Source organism: Streptomyces sp. NPDC006326, assembly GCF_040612915.1.
GTDB lineage: Bacteria > Actinomycetota > Actinomycetes > Streptomycetales > Streptomycetaceae > Streptomyces.
Window position 1 is genome coordinate 1 of sequence record NZ_JBEXRC010000080.1, and the last position, 19108, is coordinate 19108.

At 73.0% G+C, this 19108-nt stretch carries 17 protein-coding genes and 1 pseudogene; 4 read left to right on the forward strand and 14 right to left on the reverse strand.

Features of this window, described 5'->3' with window-relative positions:
• Positions 1 to 116: 116 nt before the first annotated feature.
• The 10 genes and pseudogenes from gatB to ABZ128_RS34180 form a co-directional block, all read right to left on the reverse strand.
• Entirely contained in the window at positions 117 to 1619 is a 1503-nt protein-coding gene (gatB, locus tag ABZ128_RS34135) for an Asp-tRNA(Asn)/Glu-tRNA(Gln) amidotransferase subunit GatB (RefSeq protein ID WP_356853609.1), read from the reverse strand.
• Positions 1620 to 1634: 15 nt separating this feature from the next.
• The gene (locus tag ABZ128_RS34140) at positions 1635 to 1874 is read right to left on the reverse strand and encodes a hypothetical protein (RefSeq protein WP_356853610.1); all 240 of its coding nucleotides are present in this window, start codon (positions 1872 to 1874) and stop codon (positions 1635 to 1637) included.
• Positions 1871 to 3364, reverse strand: a complete 1494-nt coding sequence (gene gatA, locus ABZ128_RS34145) for an Asp-tRNA(Asn)/Glu-tRNA(Gln) amidotransferase subunit GatA (protein WP_356853612.1) — start codon at positions 3362 to 3364, stop codon at positions 1871 to 1873. Before gatA ends, ABZ128_RS34140 begins: the two co-directional genes overlap by 4 nt.
• A 6-nt stretch (positions 3365 to 3370) precedes the next feature.
• Complete coding sequence (gene gatC / locus ABZ128_RS34150) at positions 3371 to 3667, reverse strand: Asp-tRNA(Asn)/Glu-tRNA(Gln) amidotransferase subunit GatC (RefSeq protein WP_010984178.1); 297 nt, start codon at positions 3665 to 3667, stop codon at positions 3371 to 3373.
• Between the two features lie 148 nt (positions 3668 to 3815).
• Positions 3816 to 5798: pseudogene (locus ABZ128_RS34155) on the reverse strand (bifunctional diguanylate cyclase/phosphodiesterase); the annotation flags it as partial.
• A gap of 600 nt (positions 5799 to 6398) precedes the next feature.
• Positions 6399 to 8612 carry an NAD-dependent DNA ligase LigA gene (ligA, locus tag ABZ128_RS34160; protein WP_356853614.1) on the reverse strand — a complete coding sequence of 738 codons (2214 nt, stop codon included), beginning with the start codon at positions 8610 to 8612 and terminating at the stop codon, positions 6399 to 6401.
• A gap of 30 nt (positions 8613 to 8642) precedes the next feature.
• Complete coding sequence (locus ABZ128_RS34165; protein WP_356853616.1) at positions 8643 to 9626, reverse strand: methionine synthase; 984 nt, start codon at positions 9624 to 9626, stop codon at positions 8643 to 8645.
• Positions 9623 to 10312, reverse strand: a complete 690-nt coding sequence (locus tag ABZ128_RS34170) for an SDR family oxidoreductase (protein WP_356853618.1) — start codon at positions 10310 to 10312, stop codon at positions 9623 to 9625. The genes ABZ128_RS34165 and ABZ128_RS34170 overlap by 4 nt, the downstream gene beginning before the upstream one ends.
• A 446-nt stretch (positions 10313 to 10758) precedes the next feature.
• Complete coding sequence (locus ABZ128_RS34175) at positions 10759 to 11103, reverse strand: DUF1330 domain-containing protein (RefSeq protein WP_356853620.1); 345 nt, start codon at positions 11101 to 11103, stop codon at positions 10759 to 10761.
• A gap of 53 nt (positions 11104 to 11156) precedes the next feature.
• The gene (locus ABZ128_RS34180) at positions 11157 to 12215 is read right to left on the reverse strand and encodes a helix-turn-helix domain-containing protein (RefSeq protein ID WP_356853637.1); all 1059 of its coding nucleotides are present in this window, start codon (positions 12213 to 12215) and stop codon (positions 11157 to 11159) included.
• 126 nt (positions 12216 to 12341) lie between these two features.
• Here ABZ128_RS34180 and ABZ128_RS34185 point away from each other — a divergent pair, with 126 nt between their 5' ends.
• A complete protein-coding gene (locus ABZ128_RS34185; RefSeq protein WP_356853622.1) occupies positions 12342 to 13265 on the forward strand; it encodes an NADP-dependent oxidoreductase in 924 nt (307 codons plus the stop codon).
• 13 nt (positions 13266 to 13278) lie between these two features.
• Here the strand turns inward: ABZ128_RS34185 and mnmA are convergent, their stop codons facing one another.
• The gene (gene mnmA, locus ABZ128_RS34190; RefSeq protein ID WP_356853624.1) at positions 13279 to 14409 is read right to left on the reverse strand and encodes a tRNA 2-thiouridine(34) synthase MnmA; all 1131 of its coding nucleotides are present in this window, start codon (positions 14407 to 14409) and stop codon (positions 13279 to 13281) included.
• 69 nt (positions 14410 to 14478) lie between these two features.
• Between mnmA and ABZ128_RS34195 the strand changes: the two genes are divergently transcribed.
• Positions 14479 to 15114: an N-acetylmuramoyl-L-alanine amidase gene (locus ABZ128_RS34195; protein WP_356853626.1), complete on the forward strand. Its 636-nt coding sequence runs from the start codon at positions 14479 to 14481 to the stop codon at positions 15112 to 15114.
• A gap of 83 nt (positions 15115 to 15197) precedes the next feature.
• Positions 15198 to 15923, forward strand: coding sequence for a hypothetical protein (locus ABZ128_RS34200; protein ID WP_356853628.1), 726 nt, complete (start codon positions 15198 to 15200; stop codon positions 15921 to 15923).
• Positions 15924 to 15959: 36 nt separating this feature from the next.
• On the opposite strand, the gene ABZ128_RS34205 is transcribed toward ABZ128_RS34200, so the two are convergent.
• The 3 genes from ABZ128_RS34205 to ABZ128_RS34215 all read right to left on the reverse strand — a co-directional run bounded on the left by ABZ128_RS34205 (position 15960) and on the right by ABZ128_RS34215 (position 18758).
• On the reverse strand, positions 15960 to 17123 hold the full coding sequence (locus ABZ128_RS34205; protein WP_356853630.1) for a cysteine desulfurase family protein: 1164 nt from the start codon (positions 17121 to 17123) through the stop codon (positions 15960 to 15962).
• An 84-nt stretch (positions 17124 to 17207) separates the two neighbouring features.
• Positions 17208 to 18059 (reverse strand): thioesterase family protein, encoded by an 852-nt coding sequence (locus ABZ128_RS34210; RefSeq protein ID WP_356853632.1) that lies wholly within the window; start codon positions 18057 to 18059, stop codon positions 17208 to 17210.
• Positions 18060 to 18101: 42 nt separating this feature from the next.
• Entirely contained in the window at positions 18102 to 18758 is a 657-nt protein-coding gene (locus tag ABZ128_RS34215) for a trimeric intracellular cation channel family protein (protein WP_356853634.1), read from the reverse strand.
• A 144-nt stretch (positions 18759 to 18902) separates the two neighbouring features.
• On the opposite strand from ABZ128_RS34215, the gene ABZ128_RS34220 reads away from it, so the two are divergent.
• The coding region (locus ABZ128_RS34220; protein ID WP_356853635.1) for a hypothetical protein at positions 18903 to 19108 on the forward strand (206 nt) is incomplete at its 3' end.

Below are 19108 nucleotides of genomic sequence, written 5' to 3' on the forward strand. Positions count from 1 at the left end.
TGCCCCTCGCCCGGCCTCCGGCGGGCCGGGGCTGCGCTGGCGGGGCGGGTCGCCGGGGGGCCCCGAACCGCCTGTGCGGTGCGGGGCCGCCGTCGTACGGACGGAGCGGTTGCGCGTCAGACGCCGAGGCGCTCCAGGATGAGCTCCTTGACGCGGGCCGCGTCGGCCTGGCCACGGGTGGTCCTCATGACCGCACCGACCAGGGCCCCGACGGCGGCGACCTTGCCGCCGCGGATCTTGTCGGCGATGGCGCCGTTGGCCGCGATGGCCTCGTCCACGGCCGCGCCGAGCGCGCCCTCGTCCGAGACGACCTTCAGGCCGCGCTTCTCGACGACCTCGTCCGGGGTGCCCTCGCCGGCGAGAACGCCCTCGATGACCTGGCGGGCCAGCTTGTCGTTCAGGTCGCCGGCCGCGACCAGCGCCGCGACGCGCGCGACCTGGGCCGGGGTGATCGGCAGCTCGTCGACGGAGACGCCCTGCTCGTTGGCGTTGCGGGCGAGCTCGCCCATCCACCACTTGCGTGCGGCGGCCGAGTCGGCGCCCGCCTCGATCGTGGCGACGATGGAGTCCACGGCGCCCGCGTTGAGGATCGACTGCATGTCGTGCTCGGAGACGCCCCACTCCTCGCGGAGGCGGTTGCGGCGCACGCGCGGCATCTCGGGCAGTCCGGCGCGCAGCTCCTCCACCCAGTCACGGGCGGGGGCGACGGGCACCAGGTCGGGCTCCGGGAAGTAGCGGTAGTCCTCGGCGTTGTCCTTGATGCGGCCGGCCGTGGTGGAGCCGTCCTCCTCGTGGAAGTGCCGGGTCTCCTGGACGATGGTGCCGCCGCCGCTGAGGACGGCCGCGTGGCGCTGGATCTCGAAGCGCGCCGCGCGCTCCACGGAGCGCAGCGAGTTGACGTTCTTCGTCTCCGAGCGGGTGCCGAAGGGGGCGTCGGGGCTGGGGCGCAGCGACAGGTTCACGTCGCAGCGCATCTGCCCCTTGTCCATCCGGGCCTCGGAGACGCCGAGCGCCTTGATGACCTCGCGCAGCTCGGCGACGTACGCCTTGGCGACCTCGGGGGCCCGTACGCCCGCGCCCTCGATCGGCTTGGTGACGATCTCGATGAGCGGGATGCCGGCGCGGTTGTAGTCCAGCAGGGAGTGGGACGCGCCGTGGATACGGCCGGTGGCGCCGCCGACGTGCAGCGACTTGCCGGTGTCCTCCTCCATGTGGGCGCGCTCGATCTCCACGCGGAAGACCTCGCCGTCCTCCAGCTGTACGTCGAGGTAGCCGTTGAAGGCGATGGGCTCGTCGTACTGGGAGGTCTGGAAGTTCTTCGGCATGTCCGGATAGAAGTAGTTCTTCCGGGCGAAACGGCACCATTCGGCGATCTCGCAGTTCAGCGCGAGACCGATCTTGACGGCCGACTCGACGCCGATCGCGTTGACGACCGGCAGGGAGCCGGGCAGGCCGAGGCAGGTGGGGCAGGTCTGCGAGTTGGGCTCGGCGCCCAGCTCGGTGGAACAGCCGCAGAACATCTTGGTCTTGGTGCCGAGCTCGACATGGACCTCCAGGCCCATGACGGGGTCGTACGACGCGAGGGCGTCCTCGTACGACAGCAGTTCGGTGACGGTCACAGTGAAACTTCCCTCTCAGCCCAGCAGGACGTCGTCGTCGCCGAGGCGCTTCAGCTCGCGGTACAGGATCGCGAGGCCGGTGACGATGGCGGCGGCGGACACAACGGCGTCGACCAGCTTCAGCGTGTCCTGCTCGGAGCGGGCCTTGCGGGCCTGCTTGATCACGCTGATGGCACCGAAGGCGGTGGTGCCGATCGACAGGTACGTACCGGACTTGGACTTCTTGAAGCCCTTGGCCTTGGTCAGTGCACTCACAGCGACGGAGCCTCCTCAAGCAGCGGGTGACCCCAGCGCGCGGTGAAGGCGGCCTCGACGGCGGCACCGACCTTGTACAGCCGGTCGTCCTTCATCGCCGGGGCGATGATCTGCAGTCCGACCGGCAGGCCGTCCTCCGGCGCCAGGCCGCAGGGCAGCGACATGGCGGCGTTGCCGGCCAGGTTGGTCGGGATGGTGCACAGGTCGGCGAGGTACATCGCCAGCGGGTCGTCGGTGCGCTCGCCGATCGCGAAGGCGGTGGTCGGGGTCGTCGGGGAGACGATCACGTCGACCTGCTCGAAGGACTTCTCGAAGTCCTTGCTGATGAGCGTGCGGACCTTCTGGGCCGAGCCGTAGTACGCGTCGTAGTAGCCGGAGCTGAGCGCGTACGTGCCGAGGATGATGCGGCGCTTGACCTCGTCGCCGAAGCCGGCCTCGCGGGTGAGCGCGGTGACGTCCTCGGCGGACTTGGTGCCGTCGTCGCCGACGCGCAGTCCGTAGCGCATGGCGTCGAAGCGGGCCAGGTTGGAGGAGCACTCGGACGGCGCGATCAGGTAGTACGCGGCCATCGCGAGGTCGAAGGACGGGCAGTCCAGCTCGACGATCTCGGCGCCGAGTTCCTTGAGGAGCTCGACGGACTCGTTGAAGCGCTGGACGACGCCGGCCTGGTAGCCCTCGCCGGCGAACTGCTTGACGACGCCGACGCGCATGCCGGCGACGGAGCCATTGCGGGCCGCCTCGACGACCGGCGGGACCGGGGCGTCGATGGAGGTGGAGTCCAGCGGGTCGTGGCCGGCGATGACCTCGTGGAGGAGGGCCGCGTCCAGGACCGTACGGGCGCACGGGCCGCCCTGGTCGAGGGAGGAGGAGAAGGCCACCATGCCGTAGCGGGAGACACCGCCGTACGTGGGCTTCACGCCGACGGTGCCGGTGACGGCGGCGGGCTGGCGGATGGAGCCGCCGGTGTCCGTGCCGATGGCGAGGGGGGCCTGGAAGGCGGCGAGGGCGGCCGCGGAGCCGCCTCCGGAGCCGCCGGGGATGCGGGTGAGGTCCCACGGGTTGCCGGTGGGGCCGTAGGCGCTGTTCTCGGTGGAGGACCCCATGGCGAACTCGTCCATGTTGGTCTTGCCGAGGATGACGACGTCGGCTTCCTTGAGCTTGCGCGTCAGGGTGGCGTCGTACGGCGGGATCCAGCCTTCGAGGATCTTCGAGCCGACGGTGGTCGGGACCCCGACGGTGGTGAAGATGTCCTTGAGGGCGAGCGGGACGCCGGCCAGCGGGCCCAGCTTCTCGCCGCGCTCGCGCTTGGCGTCGACGGCACGGGCCTGGGCGAGGGCGCCCTCGCGGTCCACGTGGAGGAAGGCGTGGACCTTCTCGTCGGTCGCGTCGATGCGGGCGAGGTGGGCCTCGGTGACCTGGACGGCCGTGAGCTCGCCGGAGGCGATCTTCTCGGCGGTCTCGGCTGCGGTGAGCTTGATGATGTCGGTCATGGCTTCTTAGTCCTCCCCCAGGATCTGCGGCACCTTGAAACGCTGCTGCTCCTGGGCGGGAGCGCCGGAAAGCGCCTGCTCGGGGGTGAGCGACGGTCGGACCTCGTCCGCGCGCATGACGTTCGTCAGGGGCAGCGGGTGGGAGGTCGGCGGGACGTCTTGGTCGGCGACCTCGGATACGCGGGCGACCGCGCCGATGATGTCGTCGAGCTGTCCGGCGAAGTGGTCCAGCTCTTCGGCCTTGAGCTCCAGACGTGCCAGCCGAGCGAGGTGGGCGACCTCCTCGCGCGTGATGCCAGGCATGCAGCGATCCTCTGGGGGTGGTGAGTGTGTAGTTTCGTGCCCAATCCTATGGGGCCGGGCCCCGGACCCGTGAAACCGTTTCCCCCGGCCCCCGGGAAAACCCGCCCGGGACCGCCGCCCCGCCGCCCGCGCGGTGGCCCCGGGGCCGTCAGGGGGCGGATTCCGCCCGGGTGGGGGCGACGGAGAGTTCCGCGGTGATGTCCGCGGGGCGGCGCCAGCCGCGTTCGCCGCGGGCCAGGAGCCAGGCCGTGGCCTCCTGCGGGGGCATCGCGGCAGCCACCAGCCAGCCCTGGACGGCGTCGCAGCCGAGGTCGCGCAGGCGCTCCCACGTCTCGTCGTCCTCCACGCCCTCGGCGACCACGAGCAGGCCCAGGGAGTGGGCGAGGTCGACCGTGCAGCGGACGATCTCCGCGTCCTGGGTGTCCACGGCCAGCCGGGCCACGAACGAGCGGTCGATCTTCAGCTCGCTCACCGGCAGCCGCCGCAGGTGCACGAGGGAGGAGTAGCCCGTGCCGAAGTCGTCCAGGGACATCTTGACGCCGTGGCCCGTCAGGCCGGCCATCGTGTCCGCCGCCCGCTGCGGGTCCTCCAGCAGGACGTGTTCCGTTATCTCCAGCTGGAGACCGCTCGCCGGGACCCCGTGCCGGGCCAGCCGCGCGGCCACCGCCCCGGCGAATCCCGGGGTGTGGACGTCGCGCGGCGAGACGTTGACGGCCACCGGGACCTTCAGGCCCTGGGCACGCCAGCGGGCCACCTGGGCCAGGGCCGTCTCCAGGACGTACTCGGTGAGGTGCGGCATCAGGCCGGAGGTCTCGGCGATCGCGATGAACTCGTCCGGCGAGACGCGGCCCCGCTCCGGGTGGACCCACCGTACGAGGGCTTCGAGGCCGGCCACCTGCCCGTCGAAGCGGACCTTGGGCTGGTAGTGCAGCTCCACCTCGCCGGCGTCCAGGGCTCTGCGCAGGTCGCCGAGGAGACCGAGCCGGTCGGGGGTGTTGCTGTCCCGCTTGGACTCGTACACCTCCACGCCCGTGCGGTCCCGCTTCGCCTGGTACATGGCCACGTCGGCGCGCCGCAGCAGGCCCTCCGCGTCCAGGGCGTGGTCAGGGAAGACGGCGAGGCCGGCGCTGGCCTCCAGGACGAGCGTGAGCCCGTCCAGGTCGAGGGGGGAGCTGAGCTCCGCGACCAGGTGGCGGGCGACCCGCTGGGCGCTGGTGGTGGAGTCGGTGGTGGGCAGCAGGACCGCGAACTCGTCGCCTCCGAGGCGGGCGGCCTCCGCGTCCTCCGGGAGGGCCTGTTGCAGCCGGTCGGCGATCTGCAGCAGCAGCCGGTCCCCGGCCAGGTGGCCCAGGGTGTCGTTGACCGCGCGGAAGCGGTCCAGGTCGATCAGCACGAGAGCCGACCGGGTGCCCAAACGTTCAGCCTCGTCCAGGGCGCTCCACGCGCGCTCCAGCAGCCACTGCCGGTTCGGCAGCCCGGTCAGCGGATCGCGCAGCTGCTCCTCGGCGCGGGCGCGGGCGATCCACAGGGTGGAGTCCAGGGCGATCAGCGGTACGGCGAACAGCGGCAGCAGCACCGGCTGCGTCACGGCGACCACGCAGATCAGCGGGGCGATGCCGAGCAGCGCGACGGCGACTAAGGCATGCCGCAGCAGGGCCGTCCGGTCGAGGCCGGGCCGTCCGCCGCCGCGCGGTGCGACGGCGGCCCACAGCAGGATCCGGGTGACCAGCAGATAGGCGACGGCGACGAGGATGACCTCGGGGGCGGCGTCCAGCCCCCATCCGGTCGGCGTCCACGGCGTCTCGACGGTCGGGACGTGGCCGAACGCGGCGAGGACGAGCGCTCCCGCGCCGATGCCGAGGATGTCGGCGCAGCCGTGGAGGAGCCCCTGCCGCCAGCGGTGCCGGCGGGCGGCCCCGACCAGGGAGACCACCGCGAGGGAGACGAGCGCGGCCGGCAGCCACCCGTAGAGGACGAGCACGCCGAGGGTGAGCGCCGCGCCCGAGCCGGTACCGCCCCACCACCGGTCGCGGCCCAGCGCGACCAGGTGGCCGACGATGACGCCGGTGAGCAGGGCGAGCGCCCAGCCGACCGGGCCGCCGGGGAACAGGGCATGACGGTCGGTCAGCGCCGAGGCGATGCCGGTGACGAGTACCACGACGGCCAGGCCCACGACGAGGAAGGGCAGCACCGTGCGCGGCCGCGCTCCGCCGGGGCCCGCTCCGCCGTCGAGCGGATGGGTGTCCGGTGTCCTGGCGCCCAGGACACCGGGCCGGCCCGCCCGCATGGACGGGATCTCCCCGCCGAAATCAGGTGACGGGTCGGCGCTTTCGATGGGTTTCATGCCCGTCCCTCTCACAGCCGGGGATGCCGATGTCACGCGATGGCCCCGATGTCATGCCATCACGGCTGGAATACCCATCACGCAGCCGCGCACGACAGGCGCACCCCTCAACAGTAGGACGCGAGAGGCTCCCAGGGGCAGCGGTCGGCGGCGGTTGCCCGAATGCGACCCAGCCATCCTCATCAGTACGGTATCCGCCGAACGGGTGAGCCGGGACCAGGACCCCCGGGTCACCCATCCGATGATCCGACAGCTCACCACTGCGCGAACAGCCTTGTACCAGCCGTTTGCCCCCGCTCTCGCGCCCGGCGTGCGCCCGCCCGTCCGGCCGCACGCCACGCATCCATTCGCCCGGGCCGCCTCCCGGTACGAGTTCCTCCAGGGGTATTACTCCGCTCCGGGGGCGCCGTCCACCGGGAGCGCCGCCTCGCGCGCCGCGTCCGGGCCCTGCTCCAGCAGCACCGCGAAGCCCGCGTCGTCGAGGATGGGCAGCTTCAACTGGACGGCCTTGTCGTACTTGGAGCCCGGGTTGTCGCCGACCACCACGAAGGAGGTCTTCTTGGAGACGGAGCCGGTCACCTTGGCACCCCGGCTCTGCAGGGCGTCCTTCGCCCCGTCGCGGGTGTGGCTCTGCAGGGTGCCGGTCACGACGACCGTCAGGCCCTCCAGCGGGCGCGGCCCCGCCTCCTCGGCGGAACCTTCCTCCTCCAAGCGGACCCCCGCGGCCCGCCACTTGCGCAGGATCTCCTGGTGCCAGTCGACGGCGAACCATTCCTTCACGGCCGCCGCGATGATCGGTCCGACGCCCTCGGTCGCGGCCAGCTCCTCCTCGGTGGCCTTCTCGATCCGCTCGATCGAACGGAACTCCCGCGCCAGGGTCTCCGCCGCGACGGGTCCCACGTGCCGGATCGACAGGCCGTTGATGAACCGGGCCAGCGGACGCTCCTTGGCGGCCCGGATGTTCTCCAGCATGGCCAGGGCGTTCTTCTTCGGCTCGCCCTTCTGGTTGGCGAAGACCGTGACGATCTTCTCCTCGCCGGTCTTCGGGTCGCGCTTGGGCAGACCGCTGTCGGCGTCCAGCACGTATGCCTTGATGGGGAGCAGCTGTTCCATCGTGAGGCCGAAGAGGTCGCCCTCGTCGCGCATCGGCGGCTCGGCCGGCTCCAGCGGGTTGGTGAGGGCGGCCGCGGCCACCGCACCGAAGTTCTCGATGTCCAGGCACTGGCGGCCGGCCAGGTAGAAGAGCCGCTCGCGCAACTGGGCGGGACACGTCTGCCCGTTGGGGCAGCGGAGGTCGATGTCGCCTTCCTTCATCGGCCGCAGGGCGGTCCCGCACTCGGGGCACTCCGCCGGCATCACGAACTCCCGCTCGGTGCCGTCGCGCAGGTCCACCACCGGGCCGAGGATCTCCGGAATCACATCGCCGGCCTTGCGCAGCACGACGGTGTCCCCGATCAGCACGCCCTTGGCCTTGACGACCTCCTGGTTGTGCAGGGTCGCGAACTCGACCTCCGACCCCGCCACCGTGACCGGCTCCACCTGGGCGTACGGGGTCACGCGCCCGGTCCGGCCGACACCGACCTTGATGTCGACCAGCTTGGTGTTGACCTCTTCCGGGGCGTACTTCCAGGCGATGGCCCACCGCGGCGCCCGCGCGGTGGAGCCGAGGCGGCCCTGGAGGGGGATCTCGTCGAGCTTGACGACGACGCCGTCGATCTCGTGCTCCACGGAGTGCCGGTTCTCGCCGAAGTACGCGATGAACTCCCTGACCTCCGCGAGCGAGGACACCACCTTGTTGTGCCGGGCCGTCGGCAGGCCCCACTCGCGCAGCAGCCCGTACGCGTGCGAGAGCTTGTCGATCTCGAAGCCCTCGCGCGCGCCGATGCCGTGCACCACCATGTGCAGCGGGCGGGTGGCGGTGACCTTCGGGTCCTTCTGGCGCAGGGACCCGGCGGCCGCGTTGCGCGGGTTGGCGAAGGGCTTGTCGCCCGCCTCGACCAGCCGCGCGTTCAGCGCCTCGAACTTCTCCATGGGGAAGAAGACCTCGCCGCGGATCTCCACCAGCTCCGGGATCCGGTCGCCCTTGAGGCGGTCCGGGATCTCCGCGATGGTGCGGACGTTGGGCGTGATGTCCTCGCCGGTGCGGCCGTCGCCACGGGTGGCGGCGCGGGTCAGCCGGCCCTTCTCGTAGGTGAGGTTGACGGCGAGGCCGTCCACCTTGAGCTCGCACAGGAAGTGGAAATCGGGCGTGTTGACGTCCCGCCCGACCCGGTCGGCCCAGGCCGTCAGCTCCTCGTCGTCGAAGGCGTTGTCGAGGGAGAGCATGCGCTCGCGGTGCTGGACGGAGGCGAAGTCCGTCTGGTACGCCCCGGCCACCTTCTGGGTGGGCGAGTCGGGGGTGCGCAGCTGCGGATACTGCTCCTCCAGCGCCTCCAGCGAGCGCAGCAGCTGGTCGAACTCGGCGTCGCTGACGACCGGCTGGTCGTTCACGTAGTACCGGAAGCGGTGCTCCTCGACCTGCTCGGCGAGCAGCGCGTGCTGCTCACGCACCGCCGCCGGTGCCGCCGCGCCGTCGCCGGCCTGCTTCTGTTCGGCTGCCATGCCGTGTCCTCCCGTGGCCCGTCTCGTCCGTCACTCAGGGTTGTCGGCGAGCGACCTCGCCGCCCTGACGCAGTGCGCCTGCACCGCGCGGGCGTAGACGGGCGAAGCGCCCGCCAGACCGCACGACGGGGTGACCACCACGGACTCGGCGAGAGTCCCCGGGGACAGCCCCAGCCTGCGCCAAAGCTTCCTGACACCCATGACGCTACCGCCCGGGTCCGACAACGGGGTGTCGGTGCCCGGCACCACTCCGGCGTAGAGCTTCGCCCCGCCCTCGACGGCTTCCCCGACGGCGTCGTCCTCGCGCTCGGTGAGCAAGGAGAAATCGAACGACACGCCCGCCGCTCCGGCCCGGCGGAGCAGGCCGAAGGGCACCTCGGGGGCGCAGGAGTGCACGATCACCTCCCCGTCGTGGACGGCGAAGAGATCGCGCAGCGTGCCCTCGACCACCTGTCGGTCCACGGCCCGGTAGGTGCGGTAGCCGCTGGCGGAGCGGACCCGGCCCTGGAGGACGGCCGTGAGCGAGGGCTCGTCGAACTGGAGCACGATCTCGGCGCCCGGGACGCGCCGGCGGACGTCGGCCAGGTGCCCGCGCAGGCCCTCGGCGAGCGAGGCGGCCAGGTCCCGGCAGGCCCCGGCGTCCTGGAGGACGGCCTCGCCGCCGTGCAGTTCCAGGGCGGTGGCCAGGGTCCACGGCCCGACGGCCTGGACCTTGAGCCTGCCCTCGTAGCCCTGCGTGAACTCCTCCAGGGCGTCCAGGTCCTCCCCGAGCCAGGAGCGGGCGCGCCGGGTGTCGCGGCCGGGGCGGTCGCTGATCCGCCAGCCGCTGGGCTCGACGTGCGCGTACAGGTCGACGAGCAGGCCGAGGGAGCGGCCGATCATGTCCGCGCCGGGCCCGCGGGCGGGCAGCTCGGGCAGGTACGGGAACTCCTCGAAGGAACCGGTGACCGTCTTGGCGGCTTCGCGGGCGTCACCGCCGGGCAGGGACCCGACCCCGGTGGCGTGTCCGCTCATCGGCCCGGCCTCACGCTCAGGTCGTTGACCTCGGCGTCGCGGGGCAGGTCGACGGCCATGACGATGGTGGTCGCCACCGACTCCGGGTCGATCCAGGCGGCGGGGTCGTACTCCTTGCCCTCCTGGGAGTGCACCTTGGCCTGCATGGGGCTGGCGGTGCGGCCCGGGTAGACGGAGGTGACCCGGATGCCGTTGGCCTTCTCCTCGGCGCGCAGGGAGTCGGCGAGGGCCTTGAGGCCGTGCTTGGAGGCGGCGTAGGCGCTCCAGTCGGCGTGGGCGGTCAGGCCGGCGCCGGAGTTCACGAAGACGACGGTGGCCTTGGAGGCGCGCAGGGTGGGCAGCAGCAGCCGGGTCACTTCGGCGGGGGCGATCAGGTTGACGTTGAGCTGCTGGTGCCAGGTCTTCGGGCGCAGCTCACCGACGGGGCCGAGGTCCACGATGCCGGCGATGTGCAGGAGGGAGTCGATCCGCTCGGGGACGGCCTGCTTGGAGAAGGCCCACGAGAGCCGGTCGGGGTCCGCGAGGTCTCCGACCAGGGTGCGGGAGCCGGGGTAGCGCTCGACGAGCTGCTTGGCGCGGGCGGCGTCGCGGGCGAGGAGGACGAGCTCGTCGCCGCGGGCGTGCAGGCGGGCCGCCACGGCGGCGCCGATGCCGGAGCCGGCGCCGGTGATCAGGTGAGTAGGCATGGGTTCATGCTCGCAGGTGCCGGTGGGCCCGGTCCCCGGGCCGGGTGGGCTCGGCCTGGCGGCCGGGCGGTACGGCCTGCGGCCGGGGCTTCGAGGCGCCTGGCTACGCCCCCGGGCGCGGCTCGGCCTGGCGGCCGGGGCTTCGAGGCGCCTGGCTCCGCCCGCGGGCGTGGGCTGGGCCTGGCGGCGGGGCTTCGGCGGCTTGCTGATGCCGAGCGGGAGCGTGGGGTGGCGGGGTGGCGCCACTCCGGAAGTTCGTCTCGGCTCGCGGATCTCCCCCAGCTACCGCTGGGAGGTGCCCCCAGGCCGGGTCGCGGCCTGACTCGGCGGTGACTGCTCGTCCTCGACTCACCACCGCAGTGTCCCCACCCCACCGGCCATTCCTTCTTGGCCACGGGCCGGCAACCGGCGATTGAGGCGCGGGGGCGGGCTGGTCCTCGGCGATGTCAGAGGCCCGCGGCTTCGCGGAGGGCTGCGGCCGTCTTCGTGGCGTCGTAGGCCGTCGGGACGCCCTCGACGAGGAGGATGTCGGCCGGGACGTGGCGCGTGCGCAGGGGCAGGATCTCCTGGTAGGCGGGCGAGGCGTACCACGCGCGGGCGCGCTCCATGTCCGGGAAGGCGATGATCACCATGTCCCCGGGGAACGCGCCCTCCAGGACCTCGACCTTCGCTCCGTGGACGAGGAACCGGCCCTCGAAGGGGTCCATCGTCGACTGGATCTCCTCGATGTAGCGGAGGATGTCCTCGTTCATGGTCTCGGGGCGGATGTGTCCGATGGCGTACGCGGTCATGATCGTCTCCCCTGTCAACCAGCCGGGCGGTCCGGCCCGTTGGTCCGATCCTGTCAGGGGGTGGCTCCGGCCGCGATTACCTCCGGGGTCATACCGCCGTGCGGCTGGAAGGTCCGGCGGTAGGCGATCGGCGAGACGCCGAGGGCCGTCCGCATGTGCTGGCGCAGCGAGTTGGCGGAGCCGAAGCCCGCGCGGTGTGCGACCAGGTCCACCGGGAGGTCGCTGGACTCCAGCAACTGGCGGGCGACTTCGAGCCGTTGTGCGGTGAGCCACTGGACCGGGGTCATGCCCACCTCGTCCCGGAAGCGGCGCGTGAAGGTGCGCAGGCTCATCCGCGCGTGGTCGGCCAGCTCGGCCAGGGTGAGGGGCTCGCCGAGCCGCTCCTGCGCCCAGGCGCGGGTGGCGGTGGTGGTGGCGACGGTGGGCGCGGGGACGGGCCGGTCGATGTACTGGGCCTGGCCGCCGTCGCGCCAGGGCGGAACGACGCACATCCGGGCGGCCCGGTTGGTGACGGTGGTGCCGTGGTCCCGGCGGATCAGGTGCAGGCACAGGTCCACCCCGGCGGCGACCCCGGCGGAGGTCAGGACGTCGCCGTCGTCCACGAACAGGACGTCCTCGTCGACCAGGACGCGGGGGTAGGCGCGGCGGAACTCGGGGGCGAGGTTCCAGTGCGTGGTGGCGGGGCGGCCGTCGAGGAGCCCGGCCGCGGCCAGGACGTAGGAGCCGGTGCAGATGGAGACCAGGCGGGTGCCGGGGCGGATCCCGGCGATGGCGGCGGTGACCTCGGGGGGCAGGGGGCCGCCGACGGCCAGCTCGGGCATGGCGTGGGTGGGCGGGACGATCACGGTGTCGGCGGCGGCGAGGGACTCGGGGCCCGCGGCGGGCTGGACGGTGAATCCGGCGTCGCTGAGGACGGGGCCGCCGTCCGCGGTGCAGACGGTGACCTCGTACAGGGGCCGGCCCTCGTCGTCGAGAGCGCTGCCGAAGACCCGGGAGGGAATGCCGAGCTCGAAGGGGGGTACCCCGGGCAGGGCCAGGACCGCGACCCGGTGCGGGCGCGCCGCGGTGCCGAGCGGAGCCGGTGCGGTGTCCGTGATGTCCGTCGTGCGCATCTCGTCCATGGCCAGATCCTGTCACACCCTGGCCATCAGGCCAATACCGCGGCTGCCTCCCCCGGCCGATGCTGGTGTCATCGCCACCGGCCGGAAACACCGGCCGGACTGTTCTGAGGAGTACACATGCGTGCTGTGGTCGTGAGCGAGTGGGGCGGCCCCGAGGTCCTGACCGAGACCGAGATCGAGCGGCCCGAGCCGGGTCTGAACGAGATCCTCGTACGGGTCCACGCGGCCGGCGTGAACCCGGTGGACTGGAAGACCCGGGCCAGCGGCGCCCTCATCGGCTGGGGCGAGGTCCCGATGGTCGGCTGGGACGTCTCGGGCACCGTCGAGGCGGTGGGTCCGGGCGTGACCCTGTACCGCGAGGGCGACGAGGTGTACGGCATGCCGCACTTCCCGCGCCAGGCGGGCGGCTACGCCGAGTACGTGGTCGCCCCGGCCCGGCACTTCGCCCGCAAGCCCGCCTCCCTGGACCACGTGCAGGCGGCGGCCCTGCCGCTGGCGGCGCTGACCGCCTGGCAGGCGCTGGTGGACACCGCCGCGGTCACGGCCGGACAGCGGGTGCTGGTGCACGCGGCGGCCGGCGGCGTCGGCCACCTGGCCGTGCAGATCGCCAAGGCCCGCGGCGCGTACGTCATCGGCACGGCGAGCGCGGCCAAGCACGGGCTGCTGCGCGAGCTCGGCGCCGACGAGGTCCTGGACTACCGCACCGCGGACTTCGAGGACTCCGTCTCCGACGTGGACGTCGTGATCGACGCGGTGGGCGGGGACTACGGACGGCGCTCGCTGAAGGTGCTCAAGCCGGGCGGCCACCTGGTGACCCTGCCGGGCCCGGACGGCATCCCGGCCGACACGCAGGGCGTGCAGGCCTCCTGGGTGCTGGTCGAGCCGGACCTCAAGGGCCTGGAGCAGATCGCGGCCCTCGCCGACCAGGGCCTGCTCAAGCCCCTGGTCGACACGGTGCTGCCGCTCTCGCAGGCCGCCAAGGCGCACGAGATCGGCGAACTCGGCCGCACCACCGGCAAGATCGTCCTGACGGTCGTCTGAGCCGGAGCCGGTTCTAGGCGGCGGCGGTGGCGCGGGTGGTGGTGGCGATCGTGGCGGAGCCGACCACGCGGGTGCCGTCGTACAGCACGATCGCCTGGCCGGGGGCCACACCGCGGACCGGTTCGGTGAAGCGGACCTGCAGCTCGCCGTCCACGAGCTCGGCGAAGACCTCGGTCTCACCGCCGTGGGCGCGCAGCTGCGCGGTGTACGTGCCCGGGGCGGCGGGCGTGGAGCCGCACCAGCGGGGGCGGATCGCGGTGAGCGCGCTGATGTCGAGGGCCTCGGCGGGGCCGACGGTGACGGTGTTGTTCACCGGCGAGATGTCGAGGACGTAGCGCGGCTTGCCGTCGGGGGCGGGGTGGCCGATCCGCAGGCCCTTGCGCTGGCCGATGGTGAAGCCGAAGGCGCCGTCGTGGGTGCCGACCTTCGCGCCGGCCTCGTCGACGATGTCGCCCTCGGCCTTGCCGAGGCGGTTCGCGAGGAAGCCCTGCGTGTCGCCGTCGGCGATGAAGCAGATGTCGTGGCTGTCGGGCTTCTTGGCCACGGCCAGCCCGCGGCGCTCGGCCTCGGCGCGGATCTCGTCCTTGGTGGTGAGGGTGTCGCCGAGCGGGAAGAGGGCGTGGGCGAGCTGCTTCTCGTCGAGCACGCCGAGGACGTACGACTGGTCCTTGGCCATGTCGGAGGCGCGGTGCAGCTCGCGGGAACCGTCCGCGTTCTCGACGACGGTGGCGTAGTGGCCGGTGCAGACGGCGTCGAAGCCGAGGGCGAGGGCCTTGTCGAGCAGTGCCGCGAACTTGATCTTCTCGTTGCAGCGCAGGCAGGGGTTCGGGGTGCGCCCGGCTTCGTACTCGGAGATGAAGTCCTCCACGACGTCCTCGCGGAAGCGCTCGGCGAGGTCCCACACGTAGAAGGGGATGCCGATGACGTCGGCGGCGCGGCGGGCGTCGCGGGAGTCCTCGATGGTGCAGCAGCCGCGGGCTCCGGTCCGGAAGGACTGCGGGTTCGCGGAGAGCGCGAGGTGGACGCCGGTCACGTCGTGCCCGGCTTCGACCGCGCGGGCGGCGGCGACGGCGGAGTCCACGCCGCCGGACATGGCGGCCAGGACGCGAAGGGGGCGGGCGGTGCGCGGCAGGTTCTCAGTCATAGCACCGTCCAGGGTACGGGGGAACCGAGCCGGGTCACAGCGCGTTATCGGGTGCGGGGGGTGGATCACATGGGGAGCAAGAGCAGGACCCGCAGGGCCGTGCTGTTCGGGGGCCTCGGCGTCTTCACGGTGGCGGCGGTCGCGGGGCGGGACGAGATCGGGCGCGCCTGGTGGCTGCTGCCGGGGGTGGACAAGCCGCGCCGGGAGGGCGAGCTGGACCACGCGGGCGCGAGCTGGACGGCGGCCTCGCCGGCGAACTGGCGGCTGGCGGACCGGCCCGACGACTACCGGGTGGACCGGATCGTCGTGCATGTCACACAGGGCAGCTTCGCGTCCTCGGTCGACGCCTTCAGGAACCCGTGGCACCGGGCCTCGGCGCACTACATCGTGCGCCAGGACGGGCACGTGGAGCAGATGGTGCGCGAGCTGGACGTGGCCTTCCACTCGGGGAACCGCTCGATGAACGAGCGCAGCGTCGGCATAGAGCACGAGGGCTACGTGGACCGTCCGCAGGACTTCACGGACGCGATGTACGCGGCCTCGGCCCGGCTGGCCGCCGACGTCTGCCGCCGGTACGGCATACCGGTGGACCGCAAGCACATCCTGGGGCACGCGGAGGTTCCCGGCGCCGACCACACCGATCCGGGGCCGCACTGGGACTGGGACCGGTACCTCGGCCTGGTGCGGTCGCAGATGTCCGCCTGAGGCGGGCGGCACTGCGCGGGACTGCGGGGTGCAGGCGTCCGGCCTAGGCTGATCGGGGACGGGGTTTCGTCGGAGGTGAGGCGATGTCCGGGTTGCGGGGCGTGGCGGTGGGCCTGGCCGTCGGGGCGCTCGGCGGGCTGCTGACGGGATTCGCGGCCCCCCAGGGGAACGGCGTCGAGGACGACAGCGCCCAGGTGATCGTCCAGAAGGCGCGCAAGGCGCTGGACGAGGCGCGGTCCGTACGGATGAAGGCGCAGGTCGAGGACGCGGCGGGGACCACGACCCTGGACCTCCGCTTCGACGTGGACGGCAACTGCACGGGTGCCGTGGGGCTGCCCCGGGGCGGCGGTCACGCGGACATCGTCAAGCGTGGGCAGGACGTGTGGCTGAAACCCGATGCGAAGTTCTTCCAGTCCCAGGTTCCCGGTTCCGGCGGCAAGGACGCGGCCGAGCTGATCAACGGCCGCTGGATCCACGGCAGCACCCGCAACGCACTGCTGCGCGAGTTCAGCGAGGTCTGCGACCTGTCGGGGTTCCAGCGCAAGTACGCCTCGAAGCCGGCCTCCGAAAGCCTGGCCAAGGGCGGGAAGACCACCGTCGGCGGCGCGGAGGCGATCACCGTCACCAGCCGCTCCGAGGACGAGTCGAGCACGTACTACGTCGCCACCGAGGGCAAGCCCCGGCTGCTGCGGGTAGAGGGAGGGGAGGACGGCCGGAAGGGGAAGGCCGACTTCTCCGAATACGACAAGCCGGTGCCCGCCGCCACCCCGCGGCCGGGTGAATCCGTCGACCTCTCCCAGCTCCAGTAGCCGCTCCGGCCCCGGACGGCCGGGGCTCGCGGGGGCTCAGACCAGGCCGGCCGTACGGGCGCGGGCGACGGCCGGGCCGATCGCGGCGGCCACGGCCGCGACGTCCTCCTTGGTGGAGGTGTGTCCAAGGGAGAACCGCAGGGTGCCGCGGGCCAGGTCGGGGTCGGTGCCGGTGGCCAGCAGGACGTGGCTGGGCTGGGCCACGCCCGCGGTGCAGGCGGAGCCGGTGGAGCACTCGATGCCCTGGGCGTCGAGCAGGAGCAGCAGGGAGTCGCCCTCGCAGCCGGGGAAGCTGAAGTGGGCGTTGGCGGGCAGCCGGTCGACGGGGTCCCCGCCGAGGACCGCGTCCGGCACCGCCGCGCGCACGGCGGTGACCAGCTCGTCGCGCAGGGCTCCGATCTCGGCGGCGAACCGCTCGCGCCGCTCGGCGGCGAGGACGGCGGCGACGGCGAAGGCCGCGACGGCGGGCACGTCGAGGGTCCCGGAGCGTACGTGCCGCTCCTGGCCGCCTCCGTGCAGGACGGGAACGGGGCTCTGGTCGCGGCCGAGCAGCAGCGCGCCGATGCCGTACGGGCCGCCGATCTTGTGGCCGCTGACGGTCATGGCGGCGAGCCCGCTGTCGCCGAAGCGGACATCGAGCTGGCCGACGGCCTGGACGGCGTCGGAGTGCAGGGGGATCCCGAACTCGGCGGCCACCGCGGCGAGTTCGCGCACCGGCATGACGGTGCCGATCTCGTTGTTGGCCCACATGACGGTGGCCAGCGCCACATCGTCGGGATTGCGCTCGACGGCTTCGCGCAGGGCCTCGGGGTGCACGCGCCCGTACCGGTCGACCGGCAGGTATTCGACCCGGGCTCCCTCGTGCTCGGCGAGCCAGTGGACCGCGTCGAGCACGGCGTGGTGCTCGACGGGGCTGGCGAGCACCCGGGTCCGGGTGGGGTCGGCGCCGCGGCGGGCCCAGTAGAGGCCCTTGACGGCGAGGTTGTCGGCCTCCGTGCCGCCGGCGGTGAAGACCACCTCGCTCGGCCGGGCCCCGAGTGCCTCGGCGAGGGCCTCGCGGGCCTCCTCGACGGTACGGCGGGCGCGGCGGCCGGCGGCGTGCAGGGAGGAGGCGTTGCCCGTGGCGGCGAACTGCGCGGTCATCGCCGCGGCGGCCTCCGGGAGCATCGGGGTGGTGGCTGCGTGGTCGAGGTAGGCCATGATCCCCCGATTCTACGAGCCCCGGCCCCCGGCCCGTACGCCGGTGCGAGGGCGGCGGCGCACGGTTCGGGGACGGGGGGCGGCCTAGCGCGGGGCGCGGGCCAGTTGGCGGGACTGGGCGACCAGGCGGTCCGCCGAGTCCCAGACCTCGGCGTCCTCCTCCAGGAAGCCGCCGGCCAGGTTGCGCGTGGTGATCGCGATCCGCAGCGGGCCCGGCGCCGGGCGCTGCCGGATGTGCGCGGTGAGTTCCACGGTCGGGCTCCAGCCGATCAGGCCCAGGTCGAAGCAGGTCGGCGGCAGTGCGTCCACCGCCAGGAGCAGCGAGAACGGGTCCGCGTCACGGCCGTCGGCCAGTTCGAACCAGGCCCGCATCTCGCCCTTGCCCGACGGCGCGCCGACCGCCCAGCCCGCGGTGGCCGGGTCCAGCCGCAGCCGGAGCCGGTCCACGATCGCGTTGCTGCCGGGGATCGGGGCCGGGCCGGCCTCCGGGCCGAGGCAGTCCTCGTAAGGCGGCATCTGCGGCGGAACGGCGGTGGTGCGGACGTCGTCCGGGAGGGAGGCGAGGTCGCCGTACGAGGCGAGGACGCGGATGCGCTCGACCTCGGCGCCGTTCTCGTCGTACTGGAAGAGGGAGGCCTGGCCGGTGGAGAGGGTGCGCCCGACGCGGACGACCTCGGTGCGGATGACGGCGGGGCCGGGTACCGAGGAGGTCAGGTAGTGGGCGGAGACGGTGAAGGGGTCCGGGTGCGGCAGGGCCGCCGACAGGGCCCGGCCGACCAGGGCCAGCAGGTAGCCGCCGTTGACGGCGGTGATGATCGTCCATCCGGCGGAGAGCTCCGCGTCGTACACCCCGGGCTCGTCCGCGCGTGCGGTGAGGGTGGTGTCGCGGTCGAACTCGCTGTCGCCGATGGAGGCCTGGGCCGCTGCGTAAGACATGGAACGACCCTACAACGACAAGCTACTAAGCGGTAGCTTTTACTACGGCTCTTCGGCCACTGCGGAGCGGCGGTTCCAGGCCAGCGGGGCCCGCCAGTGGTAGCGCATGGCGAGGAGGCGCAGTACGAAGGTGGTGACGATCGCCAGGGCGGTGGTCACCGCGTTCAGGACCTCGAAGCCGATGAAGACGGCCACCATGGAGGAGCCGACGGTGGCCGGGACGGCGTACATCTCGCGGTCGCGCAGCAGCCGGGGCACCTCGCCCGCGAGGACGTCGCGCAGGACGCCGCCGCCGACGGCCGTGGCCAGGCCGAGCGCGGCGGACGCGGTGAGGCCGAGGCCGAACTCGTAGGCCTTGGTGGTGCCGGTCACGCAGAACAGGCCGAGGCCGGCGGCGTCGAAGACGTTGATGGCGGCGTTGATCCGCTGCACCTCGGGGTGCAGGAAGAAGACGAGCGCGGCGGCGATCAGCGGGGTGACGAAGAAGCTGAGTTCACCGAAGGCGGCGGGCGGGACGGCGCCGATGACGAGGTCGCGGAAGAGGCCGCCGCCGAGGGCGGTGACCAGCGCGAGGACGGCGATGCCGAAGACGTCGAAGTTCTTGCGGACGGCGAGCAGGGCGCCCGCCGTGGCGAAGACGAAGATGCCCGCGAGGTCCAGGGCGTGCTGGATGCCGGGCGGGAAGAGATCGTGGAGCACGGCCCCATTGTGCAGCTCGCCTGGCCGGCGGTTTCACGGAGCCGGGCCGCTGCCGGCCCGCCGGCCCCGCTCACGGACTTCACACGGCCCGCGGCCCGGGAAACGGCCCCGGCCACGCCCCGGCAACCCGCACCGCCGCGGGAGGTGCCGACGGCCGCCGCCGACGCCCCCGGGACGGAGGCCGGGGACGAGGCGCCCACCGGCGTCGGCGAGCCGACCGACCCGCACCTGGCGCGGCAGCCGCCGCGGCACGGCACCCTGCCGGCGCAAGGTGCGCGCGCCGGCGCGGTGGTCGGCCGGCGCGGCTCCCACGGTGCCGCGCCCGCGGCCGGGGGCGACGACACCCCCCG